The organism is Mesorhizobium sp. WSM4829 (assembly GCF_055811475.1).
Window position 1 is genome coordinate 49,400 of the sequence record NZ_JBVVQJ010000020.1, and the last position, 10,847, is coordinate 60,246.

Annotated in this window: 12 protein-coding genes; 8 read left to right on the forward strand and 4 right to left on the reverse strand. The window is 62.9% G+C overall.

The genetic code is table 11. The features are described 5' to 3' along the window. Nucleotides 1-35 precede the first annotated feature (35 nt). On the reverse strand, nucleotides 36-890 hold the full coding sequence (locus AC0L17_RS19610) for a helix-turn-helix transcriptional regulator (protein ID WP_473517102.1): 855 nt from the start codon (nucleotides 888-890) through the stop codon (nucleotides 36-38). A gap of 85 nt (nucleotides 891-975) precedes the next feature. Between AC0L17_RS19610 and AC0L17_RS19615 the strand changes: the two genes are divergently transcribed. Both AC0L17_RS19615 and AC0L17_RS19620 read left to right on the forward strand, forming a co-directional pair. Beyond that, the gene (locus AC0L17_RS19615; protein WP_473517058.1) at nucleotides 976-1,512 is read left to right on the forward strand and encodes a hypothetical protein; all 537 of its coding nucleotides are present in this window, start codon (nucleotides 976-978) and stop codon (nucleotides 1,510-1,512) included. Nucleotides 1,513-1,590: 78 nt separating this feature from the next. Beyond that, a complete protein-coding gene (locus AC0L17_RS19620; RefSeq protein WP_473517059.1) occupies nucleotides 1,591-2,220 on the forward strand; it encodes a MarC family protein in 630 nt (209 codons plus the stop codon). 87 nt (nucleotides 2,221-2,307) lie between these two features. Here AC0L17_RS19620 and AC0L17_RS19625 read toward each other — a convergent pair whose 3' ends face one another. Further along, on the reverse strand, nucleotides 2,308-2,733 hold the full coding sequence (locus tag AC0L17_RS19625; protein ID WP_023801163.1) for an OsmC family protein: 426 nt from the start codon (nucleotides 2,731-2,733) through the stop codon (nucleotides 2,308-2,310). A gap of 132 nt (nucleotides 2,734-2,865) precedes the next feature. After that, a complete protein-coding gene (gene ssb, locus AC0L17_RS19630; RefSeq protein WP_128172377.1) occupies nucleotides 2,866-3,384 on the reverse strand; it encodes a single-stranded DNA-binding protein in 519 nt (172 codons plus the stop codon). 236 nt (nucleotides 3,385-3,620) lie between these two features. Here ssb and AC0L17_RS19635 point away from each other — a divergent pair, with 236 nt between their 5' ends. The 6 genes from AC0L17_RS19635 to AC0L17_RS19660 all read left to right on the forward strand — a co-directional run bounded on the left by AC0L17_RS19635 (nucleotide 3,621) and on the right by AC0L17_RS19660 (nucleotide 10,284). Further along, nucleotides 3,621-3,935, forward strand: a complete 315-nt coding sequence (locus tag AC0L17_RS19635) for an ArsR/SmtB family transcription factor (RefSeq protein ID WP_473517060.1) — start codon at nucleotides 3,621-3,623, stop codon at nucleotides 3,933-3,935. Beyond that, on the forward strand, nucleotides 3,932-4,450 hold the full coding sequence (locus tag AC0L17_RS19640; protein ID WP_473517061.1) for an SRPBCC family protein: 519 nt from the start codon (nucleotides 3,932-3,934) through the stop codon (nucleotides 4,448-4,450). The genes AC0L17_RS19635 and AC0L17_RS19640 overlap by 4 nt, the downstream gene beginning before the upstream one ends. Nucleotides 4,451-4,471: 21 nt before the next feature. Continuing rightward, on the forward strand, nucleotides 4,472-5,077 hold the full coding sequence (locus AC0L17_RS19645; RefSeq protein WP_473517062.1) for an ATP-dependent Clp protease proteolytic subunit: 606 nt from the start codon (nucleotides 4,472-4,474) through the stop codon (nucleotides 5,075-5,077). Between the two features lie 814 nt (nucleotides 5,078-5,891). Next, a complete protein-coding gene (locus AC0L17_RS19650; RefSeq protein ID WP_167366425.1) occupies nucleotides 5,892-6,068 on the forward strand; it encodes a hypothetical protein in 177 nt (58 codons plus the stop codon). A gap of 299 nt (nucleotides 6,069-6,367) precedes the next feature. Beyond that, nucleotides 6,368-9,289, forward strand: coding sequence for an excinuclease ABC subunit UvrA (gene uvrA / locus AC0L17_RS19655; protein WP_091593700.1), 2,922 nt, complete (start codon nucleotides 6,368-6,370; stop codon nucleotides 9,287-9,289). A gap of 188 nt (nucleotides 9,290-9,477) precedes the next feature. Continuing rightward, on the forward strand, nucleotides 9,478-10,284 hold the full coding sequence (locus AC0L17_RS19660) for a DUF72 domain-containing protein (RefSeq protein ID WP_473517063.1): 807 nt from the start codon (nucleotides 9,478-9,480) through the stop codon (nucleotides 10,282-10,284). A 31-nt stretch (nucleotides 10,285-10,315) separates the two neighbouring features. On the opposite strand, the gene AC0L17_RS19665 is transcribed toward AC0L17_RS19660, so the two are convergent. Continuing rightward, on the reverse strand, nucleotides 10,316-10,492 hold the full coding sequence (locus AC0L17_RS19665) for a hypothetical protein (RefSeq protein WP_023801157.1): 177 nt from the start codon (nucleotides 10,490-10,492) through the stop codon (nucleotides 10,316-10,318). Nucleotides 10,493-10,847: the final 355 nt, after the last annotated feature.

Below are 10,847 nucleotides of genomic sequence, written 5' to 3' on the forward strand. Positions count from 1 at the left end.
CGGGGCAAAGCTCATTGTCAGGCCAATTTTTTGCTTCACAAAGCCGGAACCACGGACGCGTTCGGCAATTTATCGCCTCGCCGCCGGAGCCGGTAGGCACCGGGCGCCTCCCCCATCACGCGGCGGAAACGGCGGTTGAAGGTCGACAAATCGTTGAACCCGGCTTCGAAGGCGATCGTCGAGATCGCCTCGTCCGACATGCGCAGCCGCACCGCCGCCCTGTGCAGCCGGGTTTTCAGCACGAACTGGTAGGGCGTCATGCCCGCGACATGCCGGAAGCTGCGCAGGAAATGGTAAGGACTGGTCGCCGTTTCGCTTGCAAGCTCGGCGAGCGAGACCGGGCTTTCGGCATCCTTTTCGATGCGCCGCACCGCCTCCGCGACGCGTTTCTGATCGCGGCGGCTCGGTGACCGGGCAGCGGGCGCGAGACCGGGGGCGACGGCTGCGCCGGCAATCCGCAGTCCGAGTTCCTCGAACGCCTCGATGTCGGCCATCTCGCGCGCGGCTTCCGCCTCGGCCAGCAGCCGTGCCAGCGCCGGCAAGGGCGGCAGCCGCGCCGTCTCGAAGGCCAGCTTCTTCGCGCCCGGCGTGTCGGCGACGATCTGCTCCATATAGGCCGGGCTGAAATGATAGGAGATGCAGCGGTCGCCGGCGCCATGCTCGTGCCCACACTCGTAGCAAGTGCGCGGGTTGCCGAGCAGAACTGCGCCCGGCGTCAGCATCGCCGTGCCCTGGCGTGCGCGGTAGCGGAAGGTGCCGTTGGTCACCACTGCGACACAGAAGTCGCGATGCTCTTCCTCGAACGGGCGATCAGCGACGCCGGCAGTGCAGACCACGTCCGACACCCGCCAGCCTTTTCCGGACGCCAGTGTATGCACGCTCGTCGTCATGGCCGAAAGGTAGCAATTTTTCCCAAGCGCAAGAAGCCTGGCGCGGCCTATTCTTCCCGGTCTCCTGACAAAGTGGGCAGAAACCATGTTCAATTCGTCTTCCTTTGCCGAAGCCCTGCACAGTGACGGGCCAGCCGCAGGCCTTGCCGAAAAACTGAACCTTTACGGCCGCTTCGTCGGCGCCTGGGCGTTCGATGCCACGCGCCATCTCGAAGACGGCCAGGTTCTGACCGGACGCGGCGAGGTGCATTTCGGCTGGGTGCTCGAGGGCCGGGCGATCCAGGACGTATGGATCTTGCCCGCGCGGAACAGTGGCGCACAGAGCTCGCTCGGCAAATGGACCTTTTATGGCACGACACTGCGCGTCTATGACCCCGGCGTCGACGCCTGGCATATCTTCTGGAGCGATCCGCGCACCCAGTATTACAGCCGCCAGCTCGGCCGCGCCGAGGGCGACACCATCGTCCAGCAAGGCGCCGACGGCACCGGCGCCTCGGTGCGCTGGAGCTTTTCCCGGATCACCGAAAATTCGTTCCGCTGGCTAGGCGAACGCTCTCAGGACGATGGCGCGACCTGGCGGCTCGAAGTCGAGTTCCTGGCGCGGCGCGGCGCCAGCGCCTGACCTGCACGGTTCCCCCTGACGCCGCTTTGCTCTACCAATGCTGGGATCTCGGGCACGGCCCGGCGGGGAGGGTCGGAGATGCCGAGCTTCGACAGCCTGTTCAACGCCTTCGTCACCATTCTGGTGACCATCGACCCGCCTGGCCTGGCGCCGCTCTTCCTCGCCGTGACGCGCGGCATGAACCGCGAGGAGCGCAACCAGGTTTCCGTCCGTGCCTCGATCATCGCTTTCCTGGTGATGGCGCTGTTTGCAATCGCCGGCGCATCGATCCTGTCGGTGTTCGGCATCACGCTGCCGGCGTTCCGCGTCGCCGGCGGGTTCCTGCTGTTCTTCATCGCCTTCGAAATGGTGTTCGAGCGCCGGCAGGACCGCAAGGAGAAGATCGGCGACGTCGCCATCACCAAGGACATGATCCACAACATCGCCGCCTTTCCGCTGGCGATCCCACTGATCGCCGGTCCGGGAGCGATTTCAGCGACGGTCCTGCTGTCCGGCTCGTTTCCAGGTCTTGGCGCGCAGGCAGCCCTTGTCGGCATCATCGCGATCTGCCTTGTCATCACTTACCTGGTGTTCGTGCTGGCCGAGCGCATCGACCGGGTCCTCGGCCAGACCGGCCGCTCGATTCTGACCCGGCTGCTCGGCGTCATCCTGGCGGCGCTCGCCGTGCAGTTCGTCGCCGATGGCGTCAAGGCGCTGATGGCGGCATGAAAATGAAAGCGGCCTCGCGCTTGATTGCCGAGGCCGTCATTTTCGTTGTCCAGCTCGCGCAACGAACCGCCCCTGGCGGGCGCTATCCTACTTCGCCGTCGTATCAATAACTTCGAAGTCGTGGGTGATCTCGGCGGTCTTGGCCATCATTGCCGAGGCCGAGCAGTATTTTTCGATCGAAAGATCGATTGCCCGCCTGACCTTGTCATGCGAAAGCGCGCGGCCCTTAACGATGAAATGCATATGAATGCGGGTGAACACCCGCGGCTCCTTCTCCGCCCGGTCGGCATCGAGTTCGACCACGCAGTCTTCGACCGCCTCGCGGCCCTTTTCGAGAATGTGGACGACATCATAGGCTGAGCAGCCGCCAGTGCCGAGCAGCACCAGTTCCATCGGGCTCGGCCCCGGCGTCTTGCCATCCGGTCCGAACGCGGTTCCCAGCACCACCTTGTGACCGCTACCGGACTCGCCGACGAAAGTGCGCTCCTCGACCCATTTGACCCGTGCTTTCACCTGATACGTCCTTTCACCGCACACCGCTCAAACGCACAACGTCCCGAAAATCCAACATAGATCTTCGGGACGCCAATGCGTGGCCTCAAGTGGCTGGCTGTCAGCTCGCGCAGAGCCGCTCGCTCCAAGCGATCAAAACGGAATTTCGTCGTCGAGTTCGCGCGACGAACCACCGCCACCCTTGTTGCCGCCGCCGCCGCCGCGATTGAGATTCTCGCCCGGGCCGGACTGGCCGAAATCGGAACCGCGGCTGCTGCCGCCACCGGCATAGCTGCCGACCTGACCGCCCTCGCCCTGCCCGCGTGCGTCGAGCATCTGCAGCTCGCCACGGAATTTCTGCAGCACGATTTCGGTCGTGTAGCGGTCATTGCCGGTCTGGTCCTGCCATTTGCGCGTCTGCAACTGGCCCTCGACATAAACCTTGGCACCCTTCTTCAGATACTGCTCGGCGACCTTGGCGAGCTGCTCGTTGAAGATGACAACATTGTGCCACTCGGTCTTTTCCTTGCGCTCGCCGGAAGTCTTGTCGCGCCAGCTTTCCGACGTGGCGACGCGGATGTTGACGACCGGCTCACCCGAATTCAAACGGCGGATTTCCGGGTCCGCCCCGAGATTGCCCACCAGAATGACCTTGTTGACGCTACCCGCCATGATACTTCTCCGCGCTCATCCGAAACAAATTTTCTCACTCCCACCTTATAGACTGCGGACATTCCCCGCCTGCCGTGGCTGGCTTTTCCCACAAGGTTTTTGTTCTCTTTTCGTTCTAAAACCACCAATCCGTTTTGTCAAGGAATGTCAGCAATCGATGGGTTCCGCCGTGCCGTTCCATATGGGCGCGAAAAGACTGCTTGCCAAATCAATAAGTGTAGACTTATGCTTTTGCTATGATCGAAGCCGAGATTTTTCGAGCGCTTGCCGACCCGACGCGCCGCGCCGTGTACGAACGGCTCGCCGCCGGCGAAATGACGGTGTCGGAACTGCGCAGCGGCATGAGCGTGTCGCAACCGGCCGTGTCGCAGCATCTCACAGTGCTGCGCGGCGCCGGCCTGGTGACCGAGCGGCGAGCCGGCCGCAACGCCTATTATCGCGCCGATCCGCAAGGGCTTGAGCCTCTGCTCGGCTGGATCGAGCGTTACCGTGCGTTCTGGCCCGAGCGTATCGAACGGCTCAAGGCGGTTTTGAAGGATATGGACCAATGACGGCAAAACAGCATTCAAACATGGCGGCAGACTCGATCGAGTTCGAGTGCGAACTTCCAGACCCGCCGGAGAAAGTGTGGCGCGCGCTGACGGTGCCGGACCTGCTCGCGGCCTGGATGATGCCGAACGACATCAAGCCGGAGATCGGCAGCCGCTTTGCCTTTGCCAGGCCGGACGCGCCGATCGAGTGCGAAATCCTCGACGCCGAGCCCGAACGCCTGCTGCGTTATTCCTGGCGGGAGCGGCCGGCGCCCGGCAATACAGCGGATCCGCTCACCAGCCCGCTGGACAGCCCAATGGATAGCCCAATAGACAGCCCAATGGACAGCATCGTCACCTTCACGCTTGACCGCACTGTGTCGGGCGGCACGCATCTGCGCATCGTCCACGACGGATTTGCGCGAGTAGCTACGCCTGCGGTTGCCGGCGCTGGTTGCCGGCTTTCGCTCAACGCACACAGCCCCAGACAGACCATAGCCGCAAACACGCCTCGCCTCTCCCTGCGCGCGGCCTGAGCAGCACAACGGAGAAAAGCGATGAGCGGTTTTGCCAACCTGGTGCCGATGGTGATCGAGCAGTCGAGCCGCGGCGAACGCGCCTTCGACATTTTCTCGCGGCTGCTGCGCGAGCGCATCATCTTCATCAACGGTCCGATCGACGACAATGTGTCGGCGTTGGTCTGTGCCCAGCTCCTGTCGCTGGAATCCGACAATCCAGACAAGGAAATTTCCCTCTACATCAACTCGCCGGGCGGTGTGGTGACCAGCGGCTTCGCTATCTACGACACGATGCAGTACGTTTCTTGCCCCGTATCGACCGTCTGCATGGGCTTTGCTGCGTCGATGGCCTCCTTCCTGCTGATGGCCGGCACCCCGGGGCGACGCATCGCGCTGCCCAACACCAGCATCCTGCTGCACCAGCCGTCAGGCGGTTTCCAGGGCCAGGCCTCCGACATCCAGCGCCACGCCGAAGGCATCCTCAGGACCAAGCGGCGCATGACCGAGCTTTACGCGCACCACTGTGGTCGCACGTTCGAAGAGGTCGAACGCACGCTCGACCGCGACCATTTCATGACCGCCGCGGAGGCAAGGACATGGGGCCTTGTCGATCATGTTTTTGATACGCGCAAACAGGCGGCTTGAAAGCCGAACGCCATGAGCGATAGTCGCCCGACATTCGAGCTTGGCTCCCCCTTCTCCCCTTGTGGGAGAAGGTGGCCGAGCGAAGCTCGGTCGGATGAGGGGTGCTCCAGCTTGGCACCAACAGCACTCCGGCCAACACCCCTCAACCGTCTTGGCGCTACGCGCCAATCCACCTTCTCCCACAAGGGGAGAAGGCAAGACCGCGTGCTTGCACCATAGAAACAAATAGCCCCGCCGCTGCTTCCGCAAAACGGTCGGGGCTTTCTTGGATCTGAAATCCAATGGCCGGGAGCGAACTGCCGGCTCTTTGATCTCGGATGCTTCGCGGCGTTCAGCCGACGATCCGACTAGTAGTCTCTGATTTTAATGGGATCGGCAGGTCACGGTTTGTCGGGCGGCGCAAACGCCTGGCCCTGGCACTTATGCCTGCCGCGGCTCCAGCGACACGTGGAGCCTCAAGGGACTGTCCGGTGGAGTCATTCCTCTGCTCTCCTTTTCTGTCCATTGCGACTGGTGTCGTCCGAAGCGCATATCGCAAAAGCCTGCAACTCGTGCAGGCCGCCTTAGGGCGGCGAGGCCATCGAAAGATAGTCGGCTTCGGTGACGCCTGGAGTCTGACTCCTTGAGGTTAAGACGTCAACAGGTGGATAGCCGATTTACCAAAAACGTGATCGCTTGTGTGGCGAATCCGAAATTTGCATCCGTTTTGAGCAGCGCGGCGTCGGCCATGGATCAGAGCGCTGCGCCTTGCGCCGAGGTGACTATCGACAGGAGTCTCCATTCGCTAGAATGCGACTTGGAGTTGGAGACCGGCATGTATCTTTTTATTCTGTCGGCCCTTGTGGGATTTATCTTTTGCTCGGTCGGCTTGGTCTTGCTTGTGAGAGGCGACGGGAAGAAAAACAATCGCAACATTGTGCGCTCGTCGTATTGGTTCGCTGCGGCAGCAGCGATTGTATTATTGGGTACGATTTCTTTTGTTGCAGTGTGACTTCGTTCTCGAAAGGTGCGCCGGGTTCCGCATTGGTCGCAAGCTGTCCACCCGTTTGGGGTTCGCACGTTTGCTAACGCGTGGAACTTTAATGCGGTGGTGCGCGAAGCTGGTTTGATGAGCGCATTTGTCAGGAGCGTGTTCGGCCTTTGTTCTTTCCGCTTGCTCGCCCGCGCGAAAGACGGTTAAAGGCTTTGGTCGAGAGTTCTCTCGAAATGGTGAGCGAAATTACCTACATGGGAGATGGCCGGGACAACCCGCCATCCCACGAGATTCCAGATCTGAGGCGGCGACCGGCGATGGCCGACCATAAATATCTTTCCATTCGCGGGGCGCGCGAACACAATCTGAAGAATGTCGATCTCGACCTGCCGCGTGACAGCCTGATCGTCATGACCGGGCTGTCGGGGTCCGGCAAGTCGTCGCTCGCCTTCGACACCATCTATGCCGAGGGCCAGCGCCGCTACGTCGAGAGCCTGTCGGCCTATGCGCGACAGTTCCTCGAAATGATGCAGAAGCCTGATGTCGACCAGATCGACGGCTTGTCGCCGGCCATCTCCATCGAGCAGAAGACCACGTCGAAGAACCCGCGCTCGACGGTCGGCACCGTCACCGAGATCTACGACTACATGCGGCTGCTGTTCGCGCGCGTCGGCATCCCCTATTCGCCGGCCACCGGCCTGCCGATCGAGAGCCAGACGGTTTCGCAGATGGTCGACCGCGTGCTGGCGGTCGAGGAGGGCACGCGCCTGTTCATCCTGGCGCCGATGGTGCGAGGCCGCAAAGGCGAATACCGCAAGGAACTGCTGGAGCTGCAGAAGAAGGGTTTTCAGCGCGTCAAGGTCGACGGTGTCTTTTACGAAATCGCCGACGTGCCGGCGCTGGACAAGAAGTACAAGCATGACCTCGACGTCGTCGTCGACCGCATCGTCGTGCGCGGCGATCTGGCGACGCGGCTTGCCGATTCCATCGAGACCGCGCTGAAGCTCGCCGACGGGCTGGCGGTGGCCGAATTCGCCGACCGGCCGCTCGACGCCAGCCAGACCGGCGAGGATTCGGTCAACAAGTCGAAGAACGAGACGCATGAGCGCATCCTGTTCTCCGAAAAATTCGCCTGCCCGGTGTCCGGCTTCACCATTCCCGAAATCGAGCCGCGGCTGTTTTCCTTCAACAACCCGTTCGGCGCCTGCCCGACCTGCGACGGCCTCGGCAGCCAGCGCGCCATCGACGCCAGCCTGATCGTGCCCGACGACAATCTGTCGCTGCGCGCCGGCGCCGTCAGCCCATGGGCGAAATCGACCTCGCCCTATTACGTGCAGACGCTCGAGGCGCTGGGCAAGGCTTATGGCTTCAAGCTCGGCGACAAGTTCCGGGACCTGACCGCAGAGGCAAAGCAAGCCATCCTGCACGGCACCGGCGAGCGCGAAGTCACTTTCCAGTATGATGACGGCCTGCGCTCCTACCAGACGACAAAGACATTCGAAGGCGTCATCCCCAATCTCGAGCGGCGCTGGAAGGAAACCGAATCCGCCTGGATGCGCGAGGAGATCGAGCGCTTCATGTCGGCCACGCCTTGCCCGGCCTGCCGCGGCTACCGGCTGAAGCCGGAAGCGCTGGCGGTGAAGATTGCCGGCAAGCACATCGGCGAGGTCACCGAGCTGTCGATCCGCAAGGCCGACCAATGGTTCACCGAGCTGCCCGCCGCACTCAGCGACAAGCAGAACGAGATCGCGGTGCGCGTGCTCAAGGAAATCCGCGAGCGGCTGCGCTTCCTCAACGATGTCGGGCTCGACTACCTGACGCTGTCGCGCAATTCCGGCACGCTGTCGGGCGGCGAGAGCCAGCGCATACGGCTGGCCTCGCAGATCGGCTCCGGCCTCACCGGCGTGCTCTATGTGCTGGACGAGCCGTCGATCGGCCTGCACCAGCGCGACAATGCGCGCCTGCTCGACACGCTGAAGCATTTGCGCGACATCGGCAACACGGTGATCGTCGTCGAGCATGACGAGGACGCTATCCTGCATGCCGACTATGTCGTCGATATCGGCCCGGCCGCCGGCATCCACGGCGGCCACATCATCGCGCAGGGAACGCCGCAGCAGATCATGGCCAGCCCCGCCTCGATCACCGGCAAATATCTGTCCGGCGAGCTCGAAGTGGCGACGCCGGCGGTGCGGCGCGAGGCCAAGAAGAACCGGCGCCTTAAGATCGTCGGCGCGCGCGGCAACAATCTGAAGAATGTTACCGCCGAAATCCCGCTCGGCACCTTCACCGCCGTCACCGGCGTCTCCGGCGGCGGCAAGTCGACCTTCCTGATCGAGACCTTGTTCAAGGCAGCGTCGCGCCGCATCATGGGTTCGCGCGAGCACCCGGCCGAGCACGACCGCATCGAGGGCCTCGAATTCCTCGACAAAGTCATCGATATCGACCAGTCGCCGATAGGGCGGACGCCGCGCTCCAATCCCGCCACCTATACCGGCGCCTTCACGCCGATCCGCGACTGGTTCGCCGGGCTGCCGGAGTCCAAGGCGCGCGGCTATCAGCCAGGTCGCTTCTCGTTCAACGTCAAGGGCGGTCGCTGCGAGGCCTGCCAAGGCGACGGCGTCATCAAGATCGAGATGCACTTTTTGCCCGACGTCTATGTCACCTGCGACGTCTGCCACGGCAAGCGCTACAACAGAGAGACGCTCGACGTCCTGTTCAAGGGCAAGTCGATTGCCGACGTGCTCGACATGACGGTCGAGGAAGGCGTCGATTTCTTCGCCGCCGTGCCCGGCGTGCGCGACAAGCTGGAGACGCTGAAGCAGGTCGGCCTCGGCTACATCCATGTCGGCCAGCAGGCGACGACGTTGTCGGGCGGCGAGGCGCAGCGCATCAAGCTGGCCAAGGAACTGTCGCGCAAGGCGACCGGCAAGACGCTCTACATCCTCGACGAGCCGACCACCGGCCTGCATTTCCACGACGTCGCCAAGCTCCTGGAAGTGCTGCATGAGCTGGTCGACCAGGGCAACACGGTGGTCGTCATCGAGCACAATCTCGAGGTGATAAAAACCGCGGACTGGGTGCTCGACCTCGGTCCCGAGGGCGGAGACGGCGGCGGCGAGCTGGTGGCCTCAGGCACGCCGGAGGATATCGTCCGCGAAAAACGCAGCTACACCGGCCAGTTCCTCAGGGAACTTTTGGAGCGGCGCCCCGGAGGCAAGCGCGAAGCGGCGGAGTGAGCGAAGACTGGTTGGCGTTTGGAAAACCTTCAAATGAGGATCAGAAGAGCGCTTGCCGGTGATCTTGATGCTGTCGTCCGGCCGGCGCAAGCCGCCTATGCACCCTACGCCCAATCCGCATTTCGACATGGCTAAAGCTGTCGAGACGCTCGCTACGGCCTGATCCATTTCAACCCGGGAGGACGACAGTGACTCAATCTGGAAAAATCCGCGCCGGCATGGGCGGCTGGACCTTCGAGCCCTGGGACAAGTCTTTCTACCCGGACAAGTTGTCCAAGGCGAAGCAACTGCACTATGCAACCCGGCAGGTGCCAAGCATCGAGGTCAACGGCACCTACTATTCGAGTTTCAAGGAGCCGACCTTCGTCAAATGGGCAAACGAGGCGCCGGACGGTTTTGTCTATTCGCTGAAGGGCAACCGTTTCGTCACCAACCGCCGCGTGCTCAGTGAAGCCGGAGAGTCGATGACGCGTTTCCTGGGATCGGGCGTCGCCGCGCTCGGCGACAAGCTCGGGCCGATCCTCTGGCAGTTCGCGCCAACCAAAAAATTCGACCCGGACGATTTCGAGGCTTTCCTCAAGCTGTTGCCCGAGAAGCAGGACGGCGTTGCGCTGCGCCATGCGGTCGAGGTGCGCAACGACAGTTTCGTCGTGCCGGAATTCGCCGCCCTGGCGCGCCAATACAAGGTCGCGATCGTCTATGCCGACCACGCCAAATATCCAGCAATAGCCGACGTCACCGGCGATTTCATCTATGCCCGGCTGCAGACCGGCAGCGACGACAATCCCGACTGCTACACGCCAAAGACGCTCGACGAATGGGCGGCGCGGGCAAAGACCTGGGCCCAGGGCAAGGCGCCGGCCGACCTGCCGCGTGCCGATCCCTCAACCGAAGCGCCGCTCAAACCGCGTGATGTGTTCGTCTACTTCATCACCGAAGGCAAGGCCCGCGCGCCGTTCGGCGCCATGGCGCTGATGAAGCGCGTCACAGGCTGACGTTGGCGGCACATCGCGTCCACCCCTTCGGTCATGCCGCAACCACGACTTCGTTGTAGGCATCGAGATCGACGAAGAACACCTTGGTGAGCTCGGCGATCAGTTCGTCGTGGTCGTATCCTTGCGATTTCAGAATATCGACGGCGGTCATGATGTCGACGCGCTCGGTAAGCCGTCGTTTGTGGTGGTCCTCGACGTAACGTTCCATCGGCTGCCCTGGCCCAAGTGCCCCAAATGCGTTTGAACAACGATCAGATCGCAGGAGGAGGCTGCTTGCACGGAACGTGCCGGCTGAGCCTGCGCCTGATCTGTCGACGTGACTGATACGGAAAGCGGCCGACTCAACAAGGCCAAGTAAAGCCTAGCATGCAATCTTCACCGCGCCAGAGGCGTTCAGGAACAAAGGCGTTCAGGATAGACTGGGCGGGCATTCGCGACTTGGGGGGGGGGGGGGGGGGGGGGGGGGGGGGGGGCGCGAGGGGGGGGGGGGGGGGGGGGGGGGGGCGCGGGGGGGGGGGGGGGGGGGGGGGGCGCGGCGGCGGGGGGGCGGGGGGGCGGGGGGG

Bases quoted from the DNA above. Each gene is read 5' to 3' on its own strand.
- AC0L17_RS19615 (WP_473517058.1), top strand. From the start codon at position 976: ATGTTCAATTCGTCTTCCTTTGCCGAAGCCCTGCACAGTGACGGGCCA.
- AC0L17_RS19645 (WP_473517062.1), top strand. From the start codon at position 4,472: ATGAGCGGTTTTGCCAACCTGGTGCCGATGGTGATCGAGCAGTCGAGC.
- AC0L17_RS19640 (WP_473517061.1), top strand. From the start codon at position 3,932: ATGACGGCAAAACAGCATTCAAACATGGCGGCAGACTCGATCGAGTTC.
- AC0L17_RS19620 (WP_473517059.1), top strand. From the start codon at position 1,591: ATGCCGAGCTTCGACAGCCTGTTCAACGCCTTCGTCACCATTCTGGTG.
- uvrA (WP_091593700.1), top strand. From the start codon at position 6,368: ATGGCCGACCATAAATATCTTTCCATTCGCGGGGCGCGCGAACACAAT.
- ssb (WP_128172377.1), bottom strand. From the start codon at position 3,384: ATGGCGGGTAGCGTCAACAAGGTCATTCTGGTGGGCAATCTCGGGGCG.
- AC0L17_RS19635 (WP_473517060.1), top strand. From the start codon at position 3,621: ATGATCGAAGCCGAGATTTTTCGAGCGCTTGCCGACCCGACGCGCCGC.
- AC0L17_RS19650 (WP_167366425.1), top strand. From the start codon at position 5,892: ATGTATCTTTTTATTCTGTCGGCCCTTGTGGGATTTATCTTTTGCTCG.
- AC0L17_RS19665 (WP_023801157.1), bottom strand. From the start codon at position 10,492: ATGGAACGTTACGTCGAGGACCACCACAAACGACGGCTTACCGAGCGC.
- AC0L17_RS19610 (WP_473517102.1), bottom strand. From the start codon at position 890: ATGACGACGAGCGTGCATACACTGGCGTCCGGAAAAGGCTGGCGGGTG.